The organism is Nocardioides sp. (assembly GCF_035429765.1).
Taxonomy (GTDB): domain Bacteria; phylum Actinomycetota; class Actinomycetes; order Propionibacteriales; family Nocardioidaceae; genus Nocardioides.
The window spans coordinates 1-23,915 of record NZ_DAOMFK010000029.1 but is presented as its reverse complement, the minus strand read 5'-3'; the positions used below and the strand labels follow the sequence as shown (position 1 = coordinate 23,915).

Sequence of the window (23,915 nt, the reverse complement as noted above, 5' to 3'; positions counted from 1 at the left end):
CTGAGAACTTCCGCTCTGGCTACAGCCAGCCCGAGCGCTTGAAGAAGATCCACAGCGCCACCGAGCTGACCACCATCAGGGTGATGGCCATCGGGTAGCCCGCCTCCCACCCCAGCTCGGGCATCTGCCGGAAGTTCATGCCGTACACGCCGGCGATCAGCGTCGGAACCGCGACCAGGCCGACGCCGGCGGAGATCTTGCGCATGTCCTCGTTCTGCTGCACCGAGATGCCGGCCAGGTGGGCCTCGAACACCGCGGAGAGCAGCAGGTCGAGGGAGTCGATGGTCTCCGACACCCGGACCAGGTGGTCGGCCACGTCCCGGAAGAACGGGCCGGTCTCGGGGGGCACTCCGGGCACCTGACCCGTGGCCAGCCGGCGGACCGGGTCGCGAAGCGGCAGCACCGCGCGACGCATCTCGGCGATCTCGCGCTTGAGCACGTAGATCCGGGCGGAGTCGCGGGTGCGCTCCTGGGAGAACACCGACGTCTCCACCTCGTCGACGTCCATCTCGAGCGCCGCCGCGACCGACTCGTAGGCGTCGACCACCAGGTCGCACACGGCGTACACCACCGACGCGGGCCCGTGGGAGAGCAGCTCCTGACGGTTCTCCAGCAGCGCACGTGACTGGCTCAGCTCGGAGCCCTCACCGTGCCGGACCGTCACCACGAAGTCCGGCCCCATGAAGATGTTGATCTCGCCGGTCTCGACGGCGTCCTCCTCGTCGACGTACCAGACCGTCTTGACGGTGAGGAAGAGGGAACCCTCGTAGAGCTCCAGCTTGGGCCGCTGATGGGCGTTGATGGCGTCCTCCACGGCCAGCGGGTGCAGCCCGAAAGCGATGGCGACGTCCTCGATCTCGGGCTCGCTCGGCTCGTGCAGCCCCACCCAGATGAAGTCGCCCGGCTCCTGGGCCAGCGACCGCAGCTCGCCGAGCTCGGCCAGGTTCCGGGGGTGCGATGCTGCCGCTACGCGGGTCCCGCGGTGGTAGAGGGCGCAGTCGACGATCACGAGCCTGAGGCTAGCCCCACTAGAGTCCCGCGGTATGGCAACCGTCCTCCTGGTCCGACACGGCCGCTCCACGGCGAACACCTCGGGGGTGCTGGCCGGGCGGTTGGCGGGCGTGCAGCTCGACGAGACGGGCCTCGGTCAGGCCCGGCGTGCCGCGGCGCGGCTGCAGGGGCTGCGCCTGGCGGAGGTGGTGAGCAGCCCGCTGACCCGCTGCCGGGAGACCGCTCGGGCGCTGGCCGCGGTCCTCGACCCTGCGCCCGCGGTCCGGACCGACCGCAGCCTCACCGAGTGCGACTACGGGGAGTGGGAGGGACGTCGCCTGAAGGAGCTGACCCGCGAGAAGCTGTGGCGCACCGTGCAGGCGCAGCCCTCGGCGGCGACGTTCCCCGGCGGGGAGTCCATGACGGCGATGCAGTCGCGGGCGGTGGCGGCGGTACGTCGTCACGACGCGCGCATCGAGGCCGAGCACGGCGCGGGCGCCGTGTGGGCGGCCGTCAGCCACGGGGACGTCATCAAGGCCGTGCTCGCTGACGCGCTCGGCATGCACCTGGACCTCTTCCAGCGGCTGCACGTGGACCCGGCCTCGGTCTCGATCGTGCGCTACGGCGCCCCTCATCCCTTCGTGCTGGGCGTCAACACCCACGAGGGGCCGCTGGCCTGGCTGGCCGCCCCGCAGCGGCGACGCCCGCAGCGGGGCGCGACGGTCGGGGGCGGATCCGGACCCGGGGCACTGTGACGCAGCGCGCGACGGAAGCCTGCTCCGCGGGCGCGGCATAAGGTGGGAGCCATGCCTGTCGTGCACGCCTTCGATCCCCCCGAGCGATTCGTCGCCGGGACGGTCGGCGAGCCCGGCTCCCGCACCTTCTTCCTCCAGGCCCGCGAGGGCGCGCGGCTGGTCAGCGTGGCGCTGGAGAAGCAGCAGGTCGCCGCGCTGGCAGAGCGGATGGACCAGCTGCTCGACGCGCTGATGTCGGACTCTGCCGCGCGCACGGTGATCCCGGCGGTGGCCCCCCTGTCGAGCGAGGACTCCGAGCCCCTCGAGCAGCCGATCGAGGAGGAGTTCCGGGCCGGGACCATGACGCTGTCGTGGGACCCGGGAGACGAGCGGATCGTGGTGGAGGTGTTCCCCTTCAGCGAGGCGGCGGTCGTCAGCCCCGACCAGCTCGACGAAGAGGTGGTCGAGCCCGAGCCCGACGAGCTGCTGCTGGTCCGTCTCGCACCGGCCGCGGCCCGGGCGTTCGTCCAGCGTGCCGAGCGCGTCGTCGGTGCCGGTCGGCCCAGCTGCCCCTTCTGCGGGGGCCCTGTCTCTGCCGACGGCCACCTGTGCGTGCGTGCCAACGGGTTCCGTCGGCGGGACCCCTGACGCCGTGACCGCAGGGGTGCCCGCCGGGCTGCTGACCGGCGAGCTGGTGCTGCACGGCCGGGTGATGCCCGCCTCGAACGCGACCTTCGTCGGCCGGGTCGAGATGACCACGGTGGTCTACAAGCCGGTCGCGGGAGAGCGGCCGCTGTGGGACTTCCCCGACGGCACCCTGGCCGGCCGCGAGGTCGCGGCCTACCTCGTCTCGGAGGCCCTGGGGTGGAACGTCGTGCCGCTCACGTTCCTGCGCGAGGGGCCGCACGGGCCGGGCATGGTCCAGGTCTGGCAGGAGCCCGACGAGGAGGCCGTCGCGGTCGACCTCGTGCCGGAGGGCCACGTGCCACCCGGCTGGCGCCGGGTCTTCGACGGGCTCGACGGGCACGACCGACCGGTCTCGCTGGTCCACGAGGACAGTGAGCCGCTGCGCCGGATGGCGGTGTTCGACGTCCTGGTCAACAACGCTGACCGCAAGGGCGGGCACGTCCTGGCCATGCCGGACGGGCACCGCTACGGCGTGGACCACGGCGTCACCTTCCACGTGGAGAACAAGCTGCGCACCGTGCTCTGGGGCTGGCTGGGCGAGCCGCTGTCGGCCGAGGAGCACGACGGCGTTCACCAGCTGCGGCAGGCGCTCGGCGGCGCGCTCTCGGACTCGCTGGAGGCCCTGGTGTCGGCGCAGGAGGTCGAGGCCCTCGCCCGCCGCAGTGAGACGCTCGCGCGGCGAGGAACGCTGCCCGCTCCGGGCGGCCAGTGGCCGGCGATCCCGTGGCCGCCGTTCTGAGGCTGCTTGGCTAGGCTTCCCACCATGCGCACCTGGCCCAGCCCGCCCGTTCCGGTGCTCGGGACGGCCGGTCCGCCGGTCCGGGTCCACGACACCAGCACGGGCAGCACCGTGCTCACCGAGCCGCAGGGCCCGGCACGGCTGTACGTGTGCGGCATCACCCCCTACGACGCCACGCATCTGGGCCACGCGGCGACGTACGTCGCCTTCGACCTGCTCAACCGGGCCTGGCGCAACGCCGGGCACGACGTCGTCTACGTCCAGAACGTCACCGACGTCGACGACCCACTGCTGGAGCGCGCAGCGCGGGACGGGGTGGACTGGACGGCGCTGGCCGAGCGGGAGACCGAGCTGTTCCGCCAGGACATGACCGCGCTACGCGTGCTGCCCCCGGACCACTACGTCGGTGTGGTGGAGGCGATCCCGCTGGTGGTCGGTCAGATCGAGAGGTTGGTGGCCGCGGGGGCCACCTACCGGGTGGACGAGGACCTGTACTACTCGGTGGCGGCCGACGAGACCTTCGGTGACGTCTCCTCGATGCTGCGTGAGGAGATGCTGCACCTCTTCCCGGAGCGTGGGGGCGACCCGGACCGGCCCGGCAAGCGGGACCCCCTCGACGCCCTGCTCTGGCGGGCGGAGCGGCCCGGGGAACCGGCCTGGGACTCCCCCTTCGGCCGTGGCCGCCCCGGCTGGCACATCGAGTGCAGCGCGATCGCGATGGCCCACCTCGGGGCGGGGTTCGACGTGCAGGGCGGCGGGAGCGACCTGATCTTCCCCCACCACGAGATGAGCGCCGCCCACACCCAGGCGGTGGGCCCGGGCTGCGCGTTCGCCCGGACCTACGTGCACACCGGCATGGTGGGGTACCAGGGCGAGAAGATGTCGAAGTCCCGCGGGAACCTGGTCTTCGTGTCGGCGCTGCGCGACGCCGGGGTGGACCCGATGGCGATCCGGCTCACCCTCCTGCAGCACCACTACCGGGAGGACTGGGAGTACCGCTCCCAGACGCTGGCCGAGGCCGCCGCCCAGCTCGGCCGGTGGCGCGAGGCGCTGGCGTGCGGCCCGGTCGTGGGCGTCGCAGCGTACGTCGCGGAGGTCCTGGCCGCGCTGGCCGACGACCTGGACGCGCCGCGGGCGGTCGCCGCCGTCCAGGAGTGGGCCGACGCCACGCTCACCGCCCCCGACTCGGCACCCGAGGCCGACCCAGCGGCGGAACCCCCGATGCGGGACGTCCTCGACGCAGCGCTCGGCCTGGCGCTGTGAGGCAGCACCCCCTCAGGCCTCGCCCTCCTTGCGCTTGAGGTAGCGCTCGAACTCGCGGGCGATCGCCTCCCCGGAGGCCTCGGGAAGCTCGGTGGTGTCGCGGGCCTCCTCCAGGGCGCGGACGTAGTCGGCGATGTCCTCGTCCTCCTCCGCGAGCTCGTCCACGCCCCGCTCCCAGGCCCGCGCGTCCTCGGGCAGGTCACCGAGCGGGATGCTGGTCTCCAGCAGGTCCTCGAGCACGCCGATCAGCGCCAGCGTCGCCTTCGGGCACGGCGGCTGCGCGACGTAGTGCGGGACGGCCGCCCAGTAGGACACGCTGGGGATGTCCAACCGTGCGCAGGCGTCCTGCAGCACGCCCACGATGCCGGTCGGCCCTTCGTAGGTCGACTGCTCGAGCTTGAGCCGGTCGACCAGGTCAGGTTCGCTGGCGGTTCCCGAGACCGGGATCGGTCGGGTGTGCGGGGAGTCGGCGAGAAGCGCCCCCAGAGTGACCACCAGCTCGCCGCCGAGGTCGTCGCACGCAGCCAGCAGCTCGGCGGTGAACTGCCGCCAACGCATGTTCGGCTCGATGCCGCGGACCAGGATGACGTCACGCTGCAGGTCGGGGGGCGAGGCGACGGCGATCCTGGTCGAGGGCCAAGTGATCCTGCGGTGCCCCCGCTCGTCGGTCCCGACCGCCGGCCGGTTCACCTGGAAGTCGTAGAAGTCCTCGGGGTCGACCGCGCCCACGACCTGGGCCTCCCAGACCCGCATCAGGTGGTCCACCACCGAGGAGGCCGCGTCCGCCGCATCGTTCCAGCCTTCGAAGGCCGCGATGACCACCGGGTTGACCAGGCCGGTCACGTCGTCGATCTCGATCACGCGGCCAGCCTAGTCGCCGCGGATTACCGCAGGGCCTGCCTTGGGTGTCACCATGCGGGAAAGTTGTCCACCAGGTGGACCCTCGGGGGTTAGCCTGGACCGCCGACCACTCCGCGCGCGAGAGGATGCCGTGACTGTCGCCGTCCGTCCCGATGCCACCGAGACGCTCACCGCGCTGCTGCGTGAGCGCATCCTGATCATCGACGGGGCCATGGGCACGATGGTCCAGTCGCACCGGCTCTCCGAGGCCGACTACCGCGGAGACCGCTGGGCCGAGGCCGAGCAGGACCTGCGCGGGAACACCGACCTGCTCTCGCTCACCCGTCCCGACCTGATCCGGCAGATCCACCGCGACTACCTCGACGTGGGTGCCGACATCGTCACCACCAACACCTTCACCGCCTCGCGGGTCTCCCAGGCCGACTACGGGCTGGAGACGGTCTGCCTCGAGATGAACCGCGCCGCGGCCGGCCTTGCCCGGGAGGCGGCCGACGCCGTCACGGCGCTCACCCCCGAGAAGCCCCGGTTCGTCGCCGGCGCCCTCGGCCCCACGAACCGGACCGCCTCGATCAGCCCGGACGTCAACGACCCCGGTGCGCGCAACGTCAGCTTCGACGAGCTGGTGGAGAGCTACCTCGAGCAGGCCCGCGGCCTGGTCGAGGGGGGCGCGGACCTGTTGATGGTCGAGACCGTCTTCGACACCCTCAACGCCAAGGCCGCGATCTTCGCCGTCGAGACCCTCTTCGAGGAGCACGGCCGGCGCTGGCCGGTGATCATCTCGGGCACCATCACCGACGCCTCGGGCCGCACGCTCTCCGGCCAGCAGACCGAGGCGTTCTGGAACTCGGTGCGTCACGTGCGACCGCTCGCCATCGGCCTCAACTGCGCGCTCGGGGCAGCAGAGATCCGGCCGTACGTCGCCGAGCTCAGCAGGCTCGCCGACTGCCACGTCTCCACCCACCCCAACAACGGCCTGCCCAACGAGTTCGGCGAGTACGACGACACGCCGGCGCAGTTCGCCGGGGTGCTCGAGGAGTTCGCCGCCAGCGGGCTGGTCAACCTGGTCGGTGGCTGCTGCGGCACCACCCCTGCGCACGTGGAGGCGCTGGCGCATGCGGTCAAGGGCGCCAGGCCGCGGCCTCTGGCCCGGCCCGCGCCGGCCCTGCGGCTGTCGGGGCTGGAGCCGCTGAACATCACCGCGGACAGCCTCTTCGTCAACGTGGGCGAGCGCACCAACATCACCGGGTCGGCGCGGTTCCGGACGCTGATCAAGAACGGCGACTACGACACCGCGCTCGGGGTGGCGGCCCAGCAGGTGGAGAGCGGCGCCCAGGTCATCGATGTCAACATGGACGAGGGGATGATCGACGGGGTCGCGGCGATGGACCGCTTCTTGAAGCTGGTGGCGGCCGAGCCCGACATCTCCCGGGTCCCCGTGATGGTCGACTCCTCCAAGTGGGAGGTGATCGAGGCCGGGCTGAAGTGCGTGCAGGGGAAGTCCGTGGTGAACTCCATCTCCCTCAAGGAGGGCGAGGAGAGCTTCCGCGCCCAGGCCCGGCTGTGCCGCAAGTACGGCGCAGCCGTGGTGGTCATGGCGTTCGACGAGAACGGGCAGGCCGACACGCTCGAGCGCCGCCGGCAGGTCTGTGCGCGGGCCTACCGCATCCTCACCGAGGAGGTCGGGTTCGCCCCCGAGGACCTCATCTTCGACCCGAACGTGTTCGCGGTCGCGACAGGCATCGAGGAGCACGCCTCCTACGGGCTGGACTTCATCGAGGCCACCCGCTGGATCAAGCAGAACCTGCCCGGCGCCCTCGTCTCGGGCGGCATCTCCAACGTGAGCTTCTCCTTCCGCGGCAACAACCCGGTCCGAGAGGCGATCCACGCGGTGTTCCTCTACCACGCCATCCGGGCCGGCCTGGACATGGGCATCGTCAACGCCGGTGCGCTGGCGGTCTACGACGAGGTCGCTCCCGAGCTGCGCGAGCGGGTCGAGGACGTGATCCTCAACCGGCGCCCCGATGCCACCGACCGCCTGCTGGAGATCGCCGAGACGCACAACGTCACGGCCACCGCCACCGAGGAGGCGGTCGACGCCTGGCGCGAGATGCCCGTGGAGGAGCGCATCACCCACGCCCTGGTGAAGGGTCTCGACGCCCACATCGAGGACGACACCGAGCTCCTCCGTCAGCAGATCGCCGCGCGGGGGGGTCAGCCGATCGAGGTGATCGAAGGGCCGCTGATGGCCGGCATGAACGTCGTCGGCGACCTGTTCGGCGCCGGCAAGATGTTCCTGCCCCAGGTGGTGAAGTCCGCCCGGGTGATGAAGAAGGCCGTCGCCCACCTGATCCCCTTCATCGAGGCCGAGCAGGCCGCTGACCCGGAGCTGACCGCCGGCACAGGCAGCACCGGCACCATCGTGATGGCCACCGTGAAGGGCGACGTCCACGACATCGGGAAGAACATCGTCGGCGTGGTCCTGCAGTGCAACAACTACGAGGTGATCGACCTCGGCGTGATGGTCCCGGCCCAGAAGATCCTGGACACCGCGCGTGAGGTGGGCGCGGACCTGATCGGCCTCTCCGGCCTGATCACCCCGTCGCTTGACGAGATGGTCAACGTGGCCTCGGAGATGCAGCGGCAGGGAATGTCGATCCCTCTTCTGGTCGGCGGCGCGACCACCAGCCGCGCGCACACCGCCGTCAAGGTCGACCCGCGGTACGACGGGCCGGTGGTCTGGGTGAAGGACGCCTCCCGGTCGGTCCCGGTCGCGTCGGCCCTGCTGAGCGAGGCGCAGCGCCCGGAGCTGATGGCCCAGGTGCGCGCCGACTTCGACGCGCTGCGCGCCCGGCACTCCCAGCGGCACGACCGGGCGCTGGTCCCGCTCGAGGTGGCGCGTGCCAACCGGCCGCAGGTCGACTGGACCCGGCCACCGCCACCCCCGGCGCACCCGGGTCCGCACGTGTTCGAGGACTACGACCTGGCCGAGCTGCGCGGCTACATCGACTGGCAGCCGTTCTTCAACGCCTGGGAGATGAAGGGCCGGTACCCCGACATCCTGGATCACCCGACCAGCGGGGAGGCGGCGCGCCGGCTCTTCGACGACGCCCAGGAGATGCTGGACCGGCTGATCGCGGAGCGCTGGGTCCGCGCCCGGGGCGTCGCCGGCTTCTTCCCGGCGGCCGCCGAGGGCGACGACATCGTGACGTTCACCGACGAGACCCGCAGCCGGGTCCGGGCCACCATCCACTGCCTGCGCCAGCAGGGCGAGCACCGTGACGGAGTCGCCAACAAGGCACTGTCGGACTTCGTGGCGCCACGCGGCAGCGGCGTCCCCGACTACGTCGGCGCGTTCGCGGTGACCGCGGGCCTCGGGATGCGCGAGAAGGTGACGGAGTTCAAGGAGGCGCTGGACGACTACTCCGCGATCATGCTCGAGGCACTGTCCGACCGGCTCGCGGAGGCCTTCGCCGAGCGGTTGCACCAGCTCGTGCGGACCGACCTGTGGGGCTACGCCCCCGACGAGGAGGCCACCGCCGAGGACCTGCTCCGGGAGCGCTACGTCGGCATCCGGCCGGCCCCCGGCTACCCGGCCTGCCCCGACCACACGGGGAAGCAGGACCTCTGGCAGCTCCTCGACGTCGAGACCGCCACCGGCATCCGGCTTACCGAGTCGATGGCGATGTGGCCGGGTGCGAGCGTGTCCGGGTGGTACTTCGCCCACCCCCAGTCGCAGTACTTCGCGGTGGGCCGGCTCGGGCGGGACCAGGTCGAGGAGTACGCCGGCCGCCGGGGCTGGGGCCTCCCGGAGGCGGAGCGGTGGCTGTCGGCCCATCTGGGCTACGACCCCGAGGACTGACGGCGTGCCACCCGCCGAGGACGCCGAGGGCTGGCACCACGCGGCCGACTGGCCGTCGGCGGTGCTGTGGGACATGGACGGCACCCTGGTCGACACCGAGCCGTACTGGATCGCCACCGAGTACGCACTCGCCGAGGAGTACGGCGGCGCCTGGAGCGACGAGCACGCCCTGAACCTCGTCGGCAACGACCTGATCTCCTCCGGCCGGTACATCCGCGAGCACATGGGGGTGGACCTCGAGCCTGCCGAGATCGTGGAGCACCTGCTCGACGGGGTGGTGGCGCGGGTCCAGCAGCGGGTGCCCTGGCGGCCCGGCGCGACCGAGCTGCTGGCCGACCTGCGGAGGCACGGCATCCCCTGTGCGCTGGTCACGATGTCCTACCTGCGGTTCGTCACCCCGATCCTGGACAGCCTGCCGTCCGGCTCCTTCGCGGAGGTGGTCACCGGCGACGCGGTCTCCCACGGCAAGCCCCACCCCGAGCCCTACCTGAAGGCGGCGCACGGCCTGGGTGTCCACCCCAGCCGGTGCCTGGCGATCGAGGACTCCAACACGGGGGCCCGCAGCGCCGTCGCGGCCGGCTGCCGCACGGTCCTGGTGGTCCCCCACCACGTGCCGGTGCTCGAGGGGGAGCGGCGGGTCTTCGCCGACTCGCTCACCGGCCTGGACACCGCCGCGCTCCGGTCCCTGGAGACCGGAGGGTCGTAGTACCACCGACCGATGGCGGGTGCGACCTCGTCTCGCGGAGGCTCTGGGTGTCAACCACACCCACCCAGGAGGCACACCATGACCCTCATCCGCATCCTCGCCACCGGCACCGCCGCCACCGCTGCGCTCGCCGCGCTCACCGTCGCCCCCGCCCACGCGGGGGACGACACGGTCGTGCGCACCGGCAGCTGCTCGGGCAGCACCGACTGGAAGACCAAGGCCAAGGCCCGCGACGGGCGCCTCGAGTTCGAGGGCGAGATCGACAGCAACGTGAGCGGCCAGGTCTGGCGCTGGCGGATCCTCCACAACGGCACGATGTCGGCCCGCGGACGGTCCACCACCTCAGGGCCGAGCGGGTCGTTCTCCGTGGAGCGGGCGATGGTCGACCTGGCCGGGACGGACCGTTTCGTGTTCCGGGCGGTCCACGGACGCTCGGGAGAGGTCTGCCGCGGCACCCTGGCGTTCTGAGCCGGCGGCTCGGCCTCGCGACTATCCTGACCCGCACTGGAAGGGGTCCGTCTGGTGAAGCTCGTCCGGAACCCGGTGGTGCAGTTCCTGGCCACCGGCTTCCTGCTCTTCCTGGCGCTCGTGGTCGCGACCACCGTGCTGGCCGACCGCGCCGCCAACAAGGAGGCGCTGGTGGACGCCCGGCACACCACCCAGGTGCTCGCCCGGTCGGTGGCCGAGCCCGCCCTGCGGCCGGGCCTGGTCGCCGACCGGGCCGGTGCCCTCGACCGGTTCGACCGGGAGGTCCTGGACCGGCTGCTGGTCGGAGACGTTCGGCGGATCAAGATCTGGGCGGCCGACGGCCGCATCGTCTACTCCGACCGCACCGAGCTGATCGGCAGCCGCTACCCGCTCGGCACCGAGGAGCGCGAGATCCTCCAGCACGGCGGCATCGAGGCCGAGGTGTCGGACCTGACCAAGCCCGAGAACCGGTTTGAGCGCGGCAGCGGCGGGCTCGTCGAGGTCTACACGCGGATTCACTCGCCCGAGGGCGAGCCGCTGCTCTTCGAGGCGTACTACTCGGCCGCCGACATCGACCAGCGTCGCCAGGACGTGTTCCTGCCCTTCCGCCGGATCACCGTCGGTGCGCTGCTGGCGATGCTCGCCCTCGCCACCCCGATGATCTGGATGCTGACCCGGCGGCTCACCCGGGCCGCCCGGGACCGGGAACGCCTGCTGGTGGCAGCGATCGACGCCTCTGCGGCCGAGCGGCGCCGGATCGCGCGCGATCTCCACGACGGGGTCGTCCAGGACCTCGCGGGCACCGCGTTCTCGGTCTCGGCGGTGGCCCGCGACCCCGCCACCCCGGCGGAGGCGCGCAGCACCCTGGACCGGGCGGGCAGGTCGCTGCGGGCCGGGCTGCGCTCGTTGCGCTCACTCCTCGTCGAGATCCACCCGCCCGACCTGCGGGCCGAGGGACTCTCGGCGGCCCTGGCGGACCTCACCGCCCCGGCGACCTCGGCGGGGATCAACGCCAGCGTCGAGGTGCGCGGTGTGGACGGCACTCCCGACCCCACGGTGGCGCTGGTGTGGCGGGTGGCGCAGGAGGCGGTGCGCAACGCGATCCGGCACGCCGAGGCCGACCACCTCTGGGTGAGCGTCCAGGGGCAGGGTCCGGTACTGGTGCTCGACGTCGTCGACGACGGCGTGGGCTTCGACCCCTCTGCGGTGGCCGACCCGGCGCACTACGGGCTGCGGGGGCTGACCAGCCTGGTCGAGGACGCAGGAGGGCGGCTGACGGTGCGGTCGGCCCCGGGACGAGGCACCACGGTGCACATGGAGGTGGACAGACAGCGATGAGCGATCCCACGTCGGACCAGCCGGGCGCCAGGCCGATCACGGTGCTCGTGGTCGACGACCACGCGGTGGTCCGAGCCGGGCTGGTCCAGCTGCTGCAGGGTGCTGCCGACCTCGCGGTCGTGGCGACCGCCGGCGACGGGGCCGAGGCCGTGGTGCGGGCCCGCGAGCTCGGGCCCGACGTGGTCCTCATGGACCTGCAGATGCCCGGCACCGACGGCGTCGCGGCCACCCGTGAGATCGCGGCGCTCGGACGCTCCCAGGTGCTGGTGCTCACCTCCTACTCCGACGCGGAGCGGATCGTCGCCGCGCTGGACGCCGGGGCGGTCGGCTATCTCCTCAAGGACGCCGAGCCCGACGAGGTCCTGGCCGGGATCCGCGCGGTGACCCGTGGCGAGTCGCCGATCCACCCGAAGGCGGCCCGGCAGCTGCTGGGCGCGCGCACCCCGGCGGCGCCGGCCCCGGACCTCACCCCGCGCGAGACGGAGGTGCTCCGGCTGGTCCGGGAAGGGCTGGCCAACAAGCAGATCGCCCGCAGGCTCGGGATCAGCGAGCGCACGGTGAAGGCCCACCTGACCTCGGTCTTCGCCAGGATCGGCGTGGTCGACCGCACCCAGGCCGCGCTCTGGGCCGAGCGCCAGGGCCTGTAGCCGGTCAGCGTCCTGCCCCTGGGGCCGGCGCAGAAAGGTCAGTCGACCGGAAGCGGCGGCGGTGTGCCCCCGAAGGCGGGGCACAGCGACTGGTGGGCGCACCAGTCGCACAGCCGGCTGGGGCTCGCTCGCCAGTCCCCGGTCTCCTCGGCGGTCCGGATCGCCCGCCAGAGGGCCTCGACCTTCCGCTCGGTGGCCAGCAGGTCGGCCTCGTCGGGGACGTAGCGGAGCATCTCGCCGTTGCCCAGGTAGACCAGCTGCAGCATCGCCGGCACCACGCCGTGGGTGCGCCAGATGACCAGGGCGTAGAACTTCATCTGGAACAGGGCCCTGGCCTCGAGCCCCGGGGCGGGGGAGCGGCCGGTCTTGTAGTCCACCACCCGCAGCAGCCCGGTCGGGGAGACGTCCAGCCGGTCCACGAACCCACGCAGCAGCAGGCGAGAGCCGAGCAGCGCCTCGACGTACAGCTCCCGCTCGGCCGGCTCCAGGCGGCGCGGGTCCTCGAGGGTGAAGTAGCGGTCGAGCACCTCCCGGCACGAGGAGAGCCACCCGTCGAGGTCCGGGCCCGCCCCGAGGAACATCTCGGCGACCTCCGGCGCCGCGGCCAGCATCGCCTCCCAGGCCGGCAGCAGCAGCTGCCGCGCCCGCTCCGGCGTGCGGTCGACCGCAGGCAGGTCGAACAGGTCCTCGAGCACCTTGTGGACCAGGGTCCCCCGGACCGCGTCGGGCGAGGACGGCTCGGTCAGCCGGTCGATGGTGCGGAACCGGTACAGCAGGGGGCAGGTCATGAAGTCCCCCGCCCGGCTGGGCGAGAGCGCCCCCAGCACCTCGATGCCGTCCACCGGGGTCGAGACGCGCTCGGCCGGGGAGGCGAGATCCGGTGCCTGGCTCATGCGGATCACCCTAGGTCACCCCACCGACAGCCCTGCGGCTGCGGACCGCCCGTCGGATAGCCTCGTCCCCGTGGCCAGCCGAGATCCGGGTCCAGAGGCACCCCTGAACGTGCCCGAGCGACCCCCGCGTCCGCCGGGGACGTGGCGGATCGGCAGCATCGCCGGCGCCGACGTGCTGGTCTCGGGGTCCTGGTTCCTGATCGCCGGCCTGCTCGCGGTCGCCCTGGCCCCCCGCGCCGAGCAGGTGCAGCCCGGGCTGGGTCTGTGGAAGTACGTGGTCGGACTGGCGTTCGCGGTCCTGCTCTACCTCTCCGTGCTCCTGCACGAGGCGGCGCACGCCGCGATGGCCCGTCACTACGGGTTCCCGGTCAGCTCGATCACGCTGCACTTCCTCGGCGGCGTGACCGCGATCGAGGGGGAGGCCCGCCGGCCGCGCCAGGAGTTCTTCATCGCGATCGTCGGCCCGCTGGCCTCGCTCGCGGTGGGCCTGTTCTCCCTGGCCCTGCTGCTCGTGGTCCCCGACGGACTGCTCCGGATGAGCCTGGAGGGCCTGGTCGTGGCCAACCTGCTGGTCGGCCTCCTCAACCTGGTGCCCGGACTGCCGCTGGACGGCGGGCGGGTGCTCAAGTCGGTCGTGTGGGGAATCTCGGGCAACGTGCACCGCGGCACGCTCGTCGCCGGCTGGGGTGGTCGGCTGGCCGCCGTGGCGATGCTGGCCTGGCCGCTGCTGCAGCGGCCGCTGTTCGGCACCCCGCCCACCGTGATCGACTACGTGCTGGCGTTCGTGGTGGCCGCCTTCCTCTGGTCCGGAGCCACCGCCGCGATGGCCTCCGCGCGGCTGCGGCGCAAGCTCCCCCACCTCGTGGGACGCGCGCTCGCGCGGCGGACCCTCTCGGTCCCGGCCGACCTGCCCCTCGCGGAGGCCGTACGCCGGGCGCAGGACGCCGAGGCCGGCAGCATCGTCACAGTGACCGCCGGCGGGCGCCCGGTGGGCGTCGTCAGCGAGGCCGCCGTGCTCGCCACGCCCGAGGACCGCCGCCCCTGGGTGGCGGTGTCCACGGTCGCGCGCACGCTCGACGACGGGCTCGCGCTCCCCGCGGACATCGCGGGGGAGGACCTCATCGTGGCGATCAGCCGGCGCCCGGCCGAGGAGTACCTCCTGCTCGAGGCGGACGGCTCCATCTACGGGGTGCTGGCCACCGCCGACGTCGACCGGGCGTTCCGGGCAGCCAGGTGACCGGGGCACCGGTAGAGCCGGACGTCCCGCCGGAGGCCTGGTCCGGCGTGCACCGGGGAGCCCTGCGCGCGGGGGAGTGGGTCCGGCTCACCGACCAGAAGGGTCGCCGGCACAACCTGGAGCTGGTGCCGGGCAAGCGGTTCTTCACCAACCGCGGGCACCTCGAGCACGACGACCTGATCGGCCGGGAGGAGGGGTTCACCGTCACCTCCTCCGCCGGCGGGGAGTACCTGGTGTTCCGTCCGCTGCTGGCCGAGTTCGTCGTCTCGATGCCGCGAGGCGCGGCCGTGGTCTACCCCAAGGACTCCGCCCAGATCGTGGCGCTCGCCGACATCTTCCCCGGGGCCCGGGTGGTCGAGGCGGGCGTGGGGTCCGGAGCGCTGACCTGCTCGCTGCTGCGGGCGGTGGGCCCGCACGGCTCGGTGCTCTCCTTCGAGCGCCGCGAGGAGTTCGCGGAGGTCGCCCGCACCAACGTCACCCGGTTCTTCGGCGGGCCGCACCCGGCCTGGCGGCTGGCCCTCGGCGACCTCGCGAAGGCCCTCCCGGCGTCCGGGGAGCGCGCCGACCGGGTGATCCTCGACATGCTCGCGCCGTGGGAGTGCGTGGACGCCGTCGCGGAGGCCCTCACGCCGGGCGGGGTCCTGTGCGCCTACGTGGCCACGACCACCCAGCTGGGCCGGGTCGTGGAGACGCTGCGGGCGCACGGCGGGTTCACCGAGCCGCACGCCTGGGAGTCCCTGGTCCGCGACTGGCACGTCGAGGGGCTCGCCGTCCGGCCCGGGCACACGATGACCGGCCACACGGCGTTCCTGGTCACCGCACGTCGGATGGCACCCGGCCAGCGGGCGCCGCTGAAGAAGCGACGGCCGGCGCCGGGGGCCTACGGCGCTGACTACACCGGTCCCCGTCCGCCGTGGCTCCCGCCACAGGTCGCCGAGGAGCCCTACGACGGCTGAGCGGCCCTCCCGGGCGGGCGCCCGCCGCGAAATCGTGGCCGGCCGCAGGAGTGTCGCCCACGTTCCACCGCGACGCGGGTAGTCTCGCATCTGATCGAGGAGGTGACGAGATGTCGGCATCGAACGCGCCACGCAGCAACCAGGAGCTCCAGGACCAGGTGCGGTACCTGGAGAGCGAGGTGGCCGAGCTGCGCCGTCGCCTGGGGGACGCCCCCGCCCACACGCGGGGACTGGAGCTCCGACTCGCCGACATGCAACGGTCCCTGGCCGCGGTCACCGGCCAGAACGAGCGTCTCGCGCAGACCCTCCGTGAGGCGCGGGAGCAGATCACCAAGCTCAAGGACGAGGTCGACCGGCTGGCCCAGCCGCCTGCGGGCTTCGGCACCTTCCTGGCCCGCAACGACGACGGCTCCATCGACGTCTTCACCGGCGGACGCAAGCTGCGGGTCAACGTCAGCCCCGCGGTCGACCTCGACGCACTGCGGCGTGGCCAGGAGGTCATGCTGAACGAGGCTCTCAACGTCGTCGCCGCCATGGACTTCGAGGAGGTCGGCGAGGTGGTGATGTTCAAGGAGCTGCTCGCCGACGGCGAGCGGGCCCTGGTCATCGCCAACGCCGACGAGGAACGCGTGGTCCGGCTGGCCGCGCCGCTGCGCGAGTCCACGCTGCGCGCCGGCGACTCGCTGCTGCTCGACGCCCGGGCCGGCTTCGCCTACGAGCGCGTGCCCAAGTCCGAGGTCGAGGAGCTGGTGCTGGAGGAGGTCCCCGACATCGAGTACACCTCGATCGGCGGGCTCACCGGACAGATCGACCAGATCCGCGACGCCGTGGAGCTGCCCTACCTGCACCCCGACCTGTTCCGCGAGCACAAGCTCAAGCCACCCAAGGGGGTCCTGCTCTACGGTCCTCCCGGCTGCGGGAAGACCCTGATCGCGAAGGCCGTGGCCAACTCGCTGGCCAAGAAGGTCGCCGCCAGGACCGGGCAGGAGGGCAAGTCCTACTTCTTGAACATCAAGGGCCCCGAGCTGCTCAACAAGTACGTCGGGGAGACCGAGCGGCACATCCGGCTGGTGTTCCAGCGGGCCCGGGAGAAGGCCAGCCACGGCACCCCGGTGATCGTGTTCTTCGACGAGATGGACTCGCTCTTCCGCACCCGCGGCTCCGGGGTCTCCTCGGACGTGGAGAACACCATCGTCCCGCAGCTGCTGAGCGAGATCGACGGGGTCGAGCTGCTGGAGAACGTGCTGGTGATCGGCGCCTCCAACCGCGAGGACATGATCGACCCGGCGATCCTGCGACCCGGGCGGCTGGACGTGAAGATCAAGATCGAGCGGCCCGACGCGGAGGCCGCCCGCGACATCTTCAGCAAGTACCTCACCGCCGACCTGCCGCTCCACGAGGACGACCTCGCGGAGTTCGGCGGGGACCGGGAAGCCTGCGTCGCCGGGATGATCACCGCCACCGTGGAGCGGATGTACACCGAGTCGGAGGACAACCGGTTCCTGGAGGTCACCTACGCCAACGGGGACAAGGAGATCTTGTACTTCAAGGACTTCAACTCCGGGGCGATGATCCAGAACATCGTGGACCGGGCCAAGAAGATGGCGATCAAGGACCTTCTCGAGCACGACCAGCGCGGGCTGCGGGTCCAGCACATGCTGATGGCGTGCCTGGACGAGTTCAAGGAGAACGAGGACCTGCCCAACACCACCAACCCCGACGACTGGGCCCGCATCTCCGGCAAGAAGGGGGAGCGGATCGTGTTCATCCGTACCCTCATCACCGGCAAGCAGGGGACCGAGCCGGGACGCTCCATCGACACGGTGTCCAACACCGGCCAGTACCTCTGACCCCGCGCCCGCGCCGGCGAACGGGTCAGGGCACGTCCACGGAGTCGCCCAGCCCCACCCGGAGCAGGGTGACCTCGGGGCAGCGCTCGGCCAGCTGGCGCTCGAACTCCCGCAGCGGGCGGTGCATCCAGTCCAGCGAGCCCAGCTCGAAGCCGGGCGGGTGCAGGGTGCCGTGGTGGATCGGCAGGACCGCCCGCGGCCGGACCAGCTCGACGGCGTCCACGGCCTCGGTGGGGCCCATGTGCCCGGCGGACAGCCGTGGTCCCCAGCCGGCGATCGGCAGCAGGGCCACGTCGACCCGGCCCTCGGCCAGCTCGGGCAGCGCGGCCATCTCCGGGTAGACGCTGGTGTCCCCGGCGAACCACACGGTCTGCGTCCGCCCGCGCAGGAGGTGCCCGTGGGTGCCGTTGGGACGGTGCGGCATGGGCCGGGCGGCGTGGTCGGCCCGGACCAGCCGGACGGCCACGTCGCCCAGCTCGCGCCACCGGTCCTCGGGCAGGTCCGGGACCCTGGCGCCGACCCGGGCCCGCAGCCAGCGTGCGTTGGCCGTCCCCGTGAGCATCGGCACGCCCGTGAGCCTCCGCAACGAGCCGACCGAGGCGTGGTCGGCGTGCAGGTGGGAGACCAGCACGGCATCGGGGTCCTCCCACGCGGCAGGGTCCGGGGGCGGGCCGATCCGGCGCAGCGGGCCGGCGTGCCGGCGCAGCAGCGGGTCGGTCACCAGCCGCACCCCGTCGAGGTCGATCACCACCGTCGCGTGGCCGATCCAGGTCAGCCGGATCACGAGCCGGTCGCCTCCCGTGCCCGCCCGCGGTACAGGTAGGTCCACGGCCGGCCGGGCCGTGGCCCCGGCAGGTACCCGGTCTCCACCTCGACGACCTCGAGGCCCGCCGCCGTGAGCAGGGCGGGGACGTCCCGGGTCAGGTGGCAGCCGCCGCCCACGAGCCGCTGGACCGGTTCCAGCCGGCGCTGCCAGGCCGCCACGTCGGACTCGGGCGCGGCACCGTGCTCGAGGAAGTGCAGCCAGCCGCCGGGTCGCAGCACCCGGCGTACCTCCGCCAGCGCCTGCGGCACGTCGGGGATGGAGCAGAGCGTGAAGGTGGAGAGCACCGCGTCGTACGACGCGTCCTCCGCGTCCAGCCGCTGGCCGTCCAGACCCCCGTGCTCGATCGTCGTGGCCACCCGCTGCCGGCGGCGGTGGGACAGCTCCCAGGCGACCTCGGAGGGCTCCACCGCGTGGACCAGGGTGACCTCGGGCGGGTAGAAGCGGACGTTGAGCCCGCTGCCGAAGCCGATCTCGAGCACCTCGCCGGAGAGCCCGGCGCAGGTCCGCTCGCGCAGCCGGCCCACGTCGTGACCGCGCAGCAGGGCGTCGGTCACCCGCGGGAGCGCCCGGTCCCGCCACACACCCATGCGGCAAGGCTACGCGTAGGCTGGCGACCATGAGCGTGCGGCGGGTGGTGGGAACCGAGGTGGAGTACGGCATCTCGGTCCAGGGCCAGCCCTTGGCGAACCCCATGGTCGCCTCCTCCCAGGTCGTCAACGCCTACGCCTCGGCCACGGTGAAGGCACGCCGGGCCCGGTGGGACTTCGAGGAGGAGTCGCCGCTGCGCGACGCCCGGGGCTTCGACATGTCCCGGCAGGTGGCCGACCCCAGTCAGCTCACCGACGAGGACCTCGGCCTGGCGAACGTGATCCTCACCAACGGCGCCCGGCTCTACGTGGACCACGCGCACCCCGAGTACTCCACGCCCGAGGTGACCACGCCGCTGGACGTGGTGCGGTGGGACAAGGCGGGGGAGCTGGTGATGCTCGACGCGAGCCGGCTCGCCGGCCAGATCCCCGGCGCCGCGCCGATCCTGCTCTACAAGAACAACACCGACAACAAGGGCGCCTCCTACGGCGCGCACGAGAACTACCTGATGCGTCGCTCGACACCCTTCGCCGACATCGTGCGGCACCTGACGCCGTTCTTCGTCAGCCGCCAGGTCGTCTGCGGTGCGGGCCGCGTCGGCATCGGCCAGGACGGCCGCGAGCACGGGTTCCAGGTCAGCCAGCGGGCCGACTACTTCGAGGTCGAGGTGGGGCTGGAGACGACCTTGAAGCGCCCGATCATCAACACCCGCGACGAGCCCCACGCCGACCCCGACAAGTACCGCCGCCTGCACGTGATCATCGGTGACGCGAACCTCGCCGAGGTCTCGACGTACCTCAAGGTCGGGACCACCGCCCTGGTGCTGGCGATGATCGAGGACGGGTTCCTCACCGGCGACCTCACCGTCGAGACCCCCGTCAGCGCGCTGCGCGCGGTCTCGCACGACCCGTCGCTGCGGCACCTGGTCACGCTCACCGACGGCCGCAGGCTCACCGCGGTGCAGCTGCAGATGGAGTACCTCGACCTGGCCCGCAAGCACGTCGAGGACCGCTACGGCTCCGACGCCGACGAGCAGACCCTGGACGTGCTCGCGCGCTGGGAGTCGGTGCTCGACCGGCTCGAGCGGGACCCGATGCTGTGCGCCGGCGAGCTGGACTGGGTCGCCAAGCTGAAGCTGCTGACCCAGTACCGCGACCGCGACGGCCTCGACTGGGACGACCCCAAGCTGCACCTGATCGACCTGCAGTACGCCGACCTGCGCCCGGAGAAGGGCCTCTACCACCGTCTGGTGGCCTCCGGCCGCATCGTCCGGCTGGTCGAGGACGCACAGGTCGAGGACGCGATGCACGATCCCCCGGAGGAGACCCGCGCCTACTTCCGTGGCCGCTGCCTCGAGAAGTACGCCGACCAGGTCGCGGCAGCCTCCTGGGACTCGGTCATCTTCGACCTGCCCGGGCGGACCTCCCTGCAGCGGGTGCCCACCATCGATCCCTGGCGCGGGAGCAGGGCGCACGTGGGCAGGCTGCTGGACTCCTGTGACACCGCCGAGGCACTGCTCGCCGCGCTGTCACGCTCGGCCGGATAAGGTCGTCCCATGGCACAGGAACACAAGCAGCCGCGCAAGACCACGGGTGCGGAAGAGGCCCCCGAGGCCACGGCCGAGACCGACGTGGCCGAGCGCAAGGAGGCTCTCGACGAGGACGTCGACGCGATCCTGGACGAGATCGACGAGGTGCTGGAGTCCAACGCCGAGGACTTCGTGAAGTCGTTCATCCAGAAGGGCGGGGAGTAGCCCGTGAGCGACGGCTCCCGCCTGCCGGCGGCGTACCTCGCACCCGGCACGTCCTCGTTCGCAGACTTCCTCGCCCATCAGGCGCCCGACCTGCTCCCCGCGCGGCGTCCGCTGCCGCAGGGGCACGCCGCCGACCTCGCCCCGCACGGCACCACCATCGTGGCGGCCACGTTCGCCGGCGGCGTGGTGATGTCGGGGGACCGGCGGGCGACGATGGGCAACATCATCGCCCAGCGCGACATCCAGAAGGTGTTCCCGGCCGACGAGTACTCCGCGGTGGGGATCGCCGGCAGCGCCGGCCTCGCGGTCGAGCTGGTCCGGCTGTTCCAGACCGAGCTGGAGCACTACGAGAAGATCGAGGGCTCCAGCCTGTCGATGGACGGCAAGGCCAACCGGCTGGCCGCGCTGATCCGCGCGAACCTCGGCATGGCGATGCAGGGGCTGGCCGTGGTGCCGCTGTTCGCCGGGTTCGACCGGGTCGCAGGCCAGGGGCGGATCTTCTCCTACGACGTCACCGGCGGCCGGTACGAGCAGACCGCCTTCCACTCCGTGGGCTCCGGATCGCTGTTCGCGCGCGGCTCGCTGAAGAAGCTCTACCGCGACGACCTGAGCGCCGACGAGTGCGTCACCGCCACGGTGCAGGCGCTCTACGACGCCGCCGACGACGACTCCGCCACGGGCGGCCCGGACCTGACCCGGCGGATCTTCCCGGTCGTGCACGTGATCGACGCCGACGGCGGTCGGCGGCTGGGCGACGCCGAGGTGGCCGAGATCGCCGACCGGGTGATCGCCGGCCGGATGGGCCGACCCGACGGCCCCGCCGCCCCGCTGACCTGACCGCGCTCCCACCCCGAGGACCACCCCATGAGCATGCCGTTCTACGTCTCACCCGAGCAGCTGATGAAGGACCGGGCCGACTTCGCCCGCAAGGGCATCGCCCGCGGCCGCTCGGTGGTGATCGTCCAGTACGCCGACGGCGTGCTGTTCGTCTCCGAGAACCCCTCGCAGGCGCTGCACAAGGTCTCGGAGATCTACGACCGCATCGCCTTCGCGGCTGTCGGCCGGTACAACGAGTTCGAGAACCTGCGGATCGCCGGCGTACGGCTCGCGGACATGCGCGGCTACGCCTACGACCGGCGCGACGTCACCGGGCGGGGACTGGCGAACGCCTACGCCCAGACCCTCGGCACGATCTTCTCCTCGGGCGGGGAGAAGCCGTACGAGGTCGAGCTCTTCGTCGCCGAGGTGGGCGACACCGCCGAGGACGACCAGATCTTCCGGCTCACCTACGACGGGCAGGTGGCCGACGAGCACGGCTTCGCCGTGATGGGCGGAGCCTCCGAGACCGTCGCCCGCTCGCTCGGCGAGCACTACTCCGAGGGCGCGCCGCTCGCGACGGCGCTGCGGGTCGCCGTGGCGGCGCTGGGCCACTCCGACGCCGGAGACCGGGTGATCCCGGCCGACCACCTCGAGGTCGCCGTCTTGGACCGCACCCGCAGCCAGCCGCGCAAGTTCGTCCGGATCCGCGGCGAACGGCTGCGCGAGATGTTGGGCGACCGGGGCCCGGAGACCCCGGACCCGGACGACGCCGCCGACGACCCGGCTTCGTGAGGGCCCGGCCCGTGCCCTCGGTCCTCGGCGGGATCGCCGACGCGGGCGGGGGCGTGGCCGCCGCGGGGACGCGCGAGCTCCTGGAGGAGACCGGGTCCGTCGCCGACCGGCTCGACGTGGTCGTCCCCGCTCCCCGACGAACGCCGTGAGCCGCGTGCCGTTCGTGTGGGCGCCACGGCCCGGACCTCCGTCGCCCTGAACCACCCGGGTCCTCCCTGCCCCCTCCCTCCTCGCCCCGGGGCCTGCGGTTTGGACCCAAACCACAGCCCCACGCCCATTTCGGTTGCCGATTGGACCCAAACGACAGGCGAGACGGGCGGATAGAGGCCACGCCACGTCCACAACGCGCTCATCGAGCGGGCTCTGCACAGGTCTGCGCAGGCACAGCGTCGGACAGGCTCGGTTGCGGACAGGCTGCGCCCATGGACAACATCAGGAGACGAGTGGACGCGGCCGCCGCCGGATCCGGCGACGACGTACCCATCAGAGGACAGGTGCGCCTGGTGGGGCACCGGCGGGTGAGCCACGGGCTCTACCGCACGATTCGAGACGACCTGCCCCCGGACGCCGAGTTCATCCGCGACCTGGAGGCGTACGGGTTGATGCTCCCGGAGGGGGCGGTGTTCACCCACGTGACGGCGGCGCGCCTGCTGGGCTGGCAGCTGCCGGCGCTGCCGGAGCAAGTGCCTGTCTTCGTGGCGGTGCGCGGTGAGTTCAACCCACGCCGTCCCGGCTTGATCTGCTCACGGTTGACCCACCCCGCCGCCGGGACCAGCTGCCACGGGCTTCCCGTGGAGGGGGCCGAGGAGATACTGCTGCGGGCGGCCCGGGACCTCGGTGTGCTCGATCTGGTGATCATGATCGACTCGGCCCTGGCGATGCACCACCTGGATCGCAGGCGCCTCGAGGCCCTGCTGGAGACCCGCCGCCCGGGGGTGCGGCTGCTCCGGGAGGCCTACGCGCTGGCCAACCCCGCGTCGGAGTCAGGCGCCGAGAGCCTTCTCCGGGTCTTCCACGAGGTCATGCAGGTGACCGTCGATCCCCAGATCGACCTCTTCGACGATCGAGGCCGGTTCCTGGGGCGAGCGGACCTCCTGGTCAGGGGCACCACGTTCGTGCACGAGTACGACGGGGCGCACCACCGTTCGGCCCGTCAGCACAGGACCGACCTGCGTCGCGAGAGGAGCTGGGCCGGCACGGCGTACCAGCGCCGCGGGTTCACCCTCGACGACCTGCTGAACCATCCTGCGGTCCTCATGCATGAGCTGGACAGGGCCCTGGATCGGCCGCATCGGGCCGACCGACTCCGTCGGTGGCGGCGACTCGTGAGCGATTCGCTGTACTCCGAACCCGGCCGAGCCAGGGTCGTGAACCGGTGGCGGCGGGCCTGGCGCGACGCCGATTGGACCGGAACTGCATGAGAACTGCCCAAATCTCTGTGGTTTGGGTCCAAACCACAGAGATCCACCCGCACCCCGGAGGGAACAAGCCAGCCAGCCGCCCGACAGCCGTCTAGGGTGGACCCGTGGACCGGCGGATCTTCGGCATCGAGAACGAGTACGGCGTGACGTGCACGTTCAAGGGCCAGCGCCGTCTCAGCCCGGACGAGGTCGCCCGCTACCTGTTCCGGAAGGTGGTGAGCTGGGGGCGCAGCAGCAACGTGTTCCTGCGCAACGGCGCGAGGCTCTACCTCGACGTGGGCAGCCATCCGGAGTACGCCACCCCCGAGTGCGACGACATCGCCGAGCTGGTGACCCACGACAAGGCGGGGGAGCGGGTGCTGGAGGGCCTGCTGCTCGACGCCGAGCAGCGCCTCCACGACGAGGGCATCGCCGGCGACATCTACCTGTTCAAGAACAACACCGACTCCGCCGGCAACTCCTACGGCTGCCACGAGAACTACCTGGTC

General features: G+C 72.2%; 24 protein-coding genes. 19 read left to right on the top strand and 5 right to left on the bottom strand.

Going from position 1 to position 23,915, the window contains the following annotated elements; all coding sequences use genetic code 11:
• Positions 1-19: 19 nt before the first annotated feature.
• Complete coding sequence (corA, locus tag PLP61_RS05105; protein ID WP_324501011.1) at positions 20-1,009, bottom strand: magnesium/cobalt transporter CorA; 990 nt, start codon at positions 1,007-1,009, stop codon at positions 20-22.
• A gap of 34 nt (positions 1,010-1,043) precedes the next feature.
• On the opposite strand from corA, the gene PLP61_RS05100 reads away from it, so the two are divergent.
• The 4 genes from PLP61_RS05100 to mshC are packed head-to-tail and all read left to right on the top strand — an operon-like array spanning position 1,044 to position 4,413.
• Entirely contained in the window at positions 1,044-1,745 is a 702-nt protein-coding gene (locus PLP61_RS05100; protein ID WP_324501009.1) for an MSMEG_4193 family putative phosphomutase, read from the top strand.
• Positions 1,746-1,796: 51 nt separating this feature from the next.
• Positions 1,797-2,372 carry a DUF3090 family protein gene (locus tag PLP61_RS05095; protein WP_324501008.1) on the top strand — a complete coding sequence of 192 codons (576 nt, stop codon included), beginning with the start codon at positions 1,797-1,799 and terminating at the stop codon, positions 2,370-2,372.
• Positions 2,373-2,376: 4 nt separating this feature from the next.
• Complete coding sequence (locus PLP61_RS05090; RefSeq protein ID WP_324501006.1) at positions 2,377-3,150, top strand: SCO1664 family protein; 774 nt, start codon at positions 2,377-2,379, stop codon at positions 3,148-3,150.
• A 24-nt stretch (positions 3,151-3,174) separates the two neighbouring features.
• Positions 3,175-4,413 (top strand): cysteine--1-D-myo-inosityl 2-amino-2-deoxy-alpha-D-glucopyranoside ligase, encoded by a 1,239-nt coding sequence (mshC, locus tag PLP61_RS05085; protein ID WP_324501004.1) that lies wholly within the window; start codon positions 3,175-3,177, stop codon positions 4,411-4,413.
• A gap of 12 nt (positions 4,414-4,425) precedes the next feature.
• On the opposite strand, the gene PLP61_RS05080 is transcribed toward mshC, so the two are convergent.
• Complete coding sequence (locus tag PLP61_RS05080) at positions 4,426-5,274, bottom strand: PAC2 family protein (protein WP_324501002.1); 849 nt, start codon at positions 5,272-5,274, stop codon at positions 4,426-4,428.
• A gap of 130 nt (positions 5,275-5,404) precedes the next feature.
• On the opposite strand from PLP61_RS05080, the gene metH reads away from it, so the two are divergent.
• From metH to PLP61_RS05055, 5 genes are all read left to right on the top strand, one after another.
• Positions 5,405-9,133 (top strand): methionine synthase, encoded by a 3,729-nt coding sequence (gene metH / locus PLP61_RS05075; RefSeq protein ID WP_324501000.1) that lies wholly within the window; start codon positions 5,405-5,407, stop codon positions 9,131-9,133.
• Between the two features lie 4 nt (positions 9,134-9,137).
• Positions 9,138-9,839: an HAD family hydrolase gene (locus tag PLP61_RS05070; RefSeq protein ID WP_324500998.1), complete on the top strand. Its 702-nt coding sequence runs from the start codon at positions 9,138-9,140 to the stop codon at positions 9,837-9,839.
• Between the two features lie 78 nt (positions 9,840-9,917).
• Positions 9,918-10,307 carry a hypothetical protein gene (locus tag PLP61_RS05065; RefSeq protein ID WP_324500996.1) on the top strand — a complete coding sequence of 130 codons (390 nt, stop codon included), beginning with the start codon at positions 9,918-9,920 and terminating at the stop codon, positions 10,305-10,307.
• Positions 10,308-10,361: 54 nt separating this feature from the next.
• Positions 10,362-11,645, top strand: a complete 1,284-nt coding sequence (locus PLP61_RS05060; RefSeq protein WP_324500994.1) for a sensor histidine kinase — start codon at positions 10,362-10,364, stop codon at positions 11,643-11,645.
• The gene (locus PLP61_RS05055; protein ID WP_324500992.1) at positions 11,642-12,292 is read left to right on the top strand and encodes a response regulator; all 651 of its coding nucleotides are present in this window, start codon (positions 11,642-11,644) and stop codon (positions 12,290-12,292) included. Before PLP61_RS05060 ends, PLP61_RS05055 begins: the two co-directional genes overlap by 4 nt.
• A gap of 38 nt (positions 12,293-12,330) precedes the next feature.
• On the opposite strand, the gene PLP61_RS05050 is transcribed toward PLP61_RS05055, so the two are convergent.
• Positions 12,331-13,185, bottom strand: coding sequence for a RecB family exonuclease (locus PLP61_RS05050; protein ID WP_324500990.1), 855 nt, complete (start codon positions 13,183-13,185; stop codon positions 12,331-12,333).
• 109 nt (positions 13,186-13,294) lie between these two features.
• On the opposite strand from PLP61_RS05050, the gene PLP61_RS05045 reads away from it, so the two are divergent.
• The 3 genes from PLP61_RS05045 (at position 13,295) to arc (ending at position 17,228) form a co-directional block, all read left to right on the top strand.
• A complete protein-coding gene (locus tag PLP61_RS05045; protein WP_324500988.1) occupies positions 13,295-14,422 on the top strand; it encodes a site-2 protease family protein in 1,128 nt (375 codons plus the stop codon).
• Positions 14,419-15,378 carry a tRNA (adenine-N1)-methyltransferase gene (locus PLP61_RS05040; protein WP_502888958.1) on the top strand — a complete coding sequence of 320 codons (960 nt, stop codon included), beginning with the start codon at positions 14,419-14,421 and terminating at the stop codon, positions 15,376-15,378. Before PLP61_RS05045 ends, PLP61_RS05040 begins: the two co-directional genes overlap by 4 nt.
• A 110-nt stretch (positions 15,379-15,488) precedes the next feature.
• Entirely contained in the window at positions 15,489-17,228 is a 1,740-nt protein-coding gene (arc, locus tag PLP61_RS05035; RefSeq protein WP_324500986.1) for a proteasome ATPase, read from the top strand.
• A gap of 25 nt (positions 17,229-17,253) precedes the next feature.
• Here arc and PLP61_RS05030 read toward each other — a convergent pair whose 3' ends face one another.
• Together PLP61_RS05030 and PLP61_RS05025 are read right to left on the bottom strand one after the other, a co-directional pair.
• Positions 17,254-18,012, bottom strand: a complete 759-nt coding sequence (locus tag PLP61_RS05030) for an MBL fold metallo-hydrolase (RefSeq protein ID WP_324500984.1) — start codon at positions 18,010-18,012, stop codon at positions 17,254-17,256.
• Positions 18,009-18,641, bottom strand: a complete 633-nt coding sequence (locus tag PLP61_RS05025) for a class I SAM-dependent methyltransferase (protein WP_324500982.1) — start codon at positions 18,639-18,641, stop codon at positions 18,009-18,011. The genes PLP61_RS05030 and PLP61_RS05025 overlap by 4 nt, the downstream gene beginning before the upstream one ends.
• 29 nt (positions 18,642-18,670) lie before the next feature.
• Here PLP61_RS05025 and dop point away from each other — a divergent pair, with 29 nt between their 5' ends.
• The 7 genes from dop to PLP61_RS04990 form a co-directional block, all read left to right on the top strand.
• On the top strand, positions 18,671-20,188 hold the full coding sequence (dop, locus tag PLP61_RS05020; RefSeq protein WP_324500979.1) for a depupylase/deamidase Dop: 1,518 nt from the start codon (positions 18,671-18,673) through the stop codon (positions 20,186-20,188).
• Between the two features lie 9 nt (positions 20,189-20,197).
• A complete protein-coding gene (locus tag PLP61_RS05015) occupies positions 20,198-20,395 on the top strand; it encodes a ubiquitin-like protein Pup (RefSeq protein WP_324500977.1) in 198 nt (65 codons plus the stop codon).
• Between the two features lie 3 nt (positions 20,396-20,398).
• A complete protein-coding gene (gene prcB / locus PLP61_RS05010; protein ID WP_324500975.1) occupies positions 20,399-21,232 on the top strand; it encodes a proteasome subunit beta in 834 nt (277 codons plus the stop codon).
• A 27-nt stretch (positions 21,233-21,259) separates the two neighbouring features.
• Positions 21,260-22,006, top strand: coding sequence for a proteasome subunit alpha (prcA, locus tag PLP61_RS05005; RefSeq protein ID WP_324500973.1), 747 nt, complete (start codon positions 21,260-21,262; stop codon positions 22,004-22,006).
• Positions 22,003-22,155 (top strand): hypothetical protein, encoded by a 153-nt coding sequence (locus PLP61_RS05000; protein ID WP_324500971.1) that lies wholly within the window; start codon positions 22,003-22,005, stop codon positions 22,153-22,155. The genes prcA and PLP61_RS05000 overlap by 4 nt, the downstream gene beginning before the upstream one ends.
• Before the next feature lie 273 nt (positions 22,156-22,428).
• A complete protein-coding gene (locus PLP61_RS04995) occupies positions 22,429-23,427 on the top strand; it encodes a hypothetical protein (RefSeq protein ID WP_324500970.1) in 999 nt (332 codons plus the stop codon).
• A 104-nt stretch (positions 23,428-23,531) separates the two neighbouring features.
• Positions 23,532-23,915 (top strand): proteasome accessory factor PafA2 family protein (locus tag PLP61_RS04990; RefSeq protein WP_324500968.1); only part of this gene is annotated, 384 nt, incomplete at its 3' end.

What these genes read in the sequence shown, in the direction of transcription:
- mshC (WP_324501004.1), top strand. Translation starts at nt 3,175, where the DNA reads ATGCGCACCTGGCCCAGCCCGCCCGTTCCGGTGCTCGGGACGGCCGGT.
- PLP61_RS05055 (WP_324500992.1), top strand. Translation starts at nt 11,642, where the DNA reads ATGAGCGATCCCACGTCGGACCAGCCGGGCGCCAGGCCGATCACGGTG.
- PLP61_RS05065 (WP_324500996.1), top strand. Translation starts at nt 9,918, where the DNA reads ATGACCCTCATCCGCATCCTCGCCACCGGCACCGCCGCCACCGCTGCG.
- PLP61_RS05095 (WP_324501008.1), top strand. Translation starts at nt 1,797, where the DNA reads ATGCCTGTCGTGCACGCCTTCGATCCCCCCGAGCGATTCGTCGCCGGG.
- arc (WP_324500986.1), top strand. Translation starts at nt 15,489, where the DNA reads ATGTCGGCATCGAACGCGCCACGCAGCAACCAGGAGCTCCAGGACCAG.
- PLP61_RS05015 (WP_324500977.1), top strand. Translation starts at nt 20,198, where the DNA reads ATGGCACAGGAACACAAGCAGCCGCGCAAGACCACGGGTGCGGAAGAG.
- PLP61_RS05100 (WP_324501009.1), top strand. Translation starts at nt 1,044, where the DNA reads ATGGCAACCGTCCTCCTGGTCCGACACGGCCGCTCCACGGCGAACACC.
- PLP61_RS05025 (WP_324500982.1), bottom strand. Translation starts at nt 18,641, where the DNA reads ATGGGTGTGTGGCGGGACCGGGCGCTCCCGCGGGTGACCGACGCCCTG.
- PLP61_RS05050 (WP_324500990.1), bottom strand. Translation starts at nt 13,185, where the DNA reads ATGAGCCAGGCACCGGATCTCGCCTCCCCGGCCGAGCGCGTCTCGACC.
- prcA (WP_324500973.1), top strand. Translation starts at nt 21,260, where the DNA reads ATGAGCATGCCGTTCTACGTCTCACCCGAGCAGCTGATGAAGGACCGG.
- PLP61_RS04995 (WP_324500970.1), top strand. Translation starts at nt 22,429, where the DNA reads ATGGACAACATCAGGAGACGAGTGGACGCGGCCGCCGCCGGATCCGGC.
- dop (WP_324500979.1), top strand. Translation starts at nt 18,671, where the DNA reads ATGAGCGTGCGGCGGGTGGTGGGAACCGAGGTGGAGTACGGCATCTCG.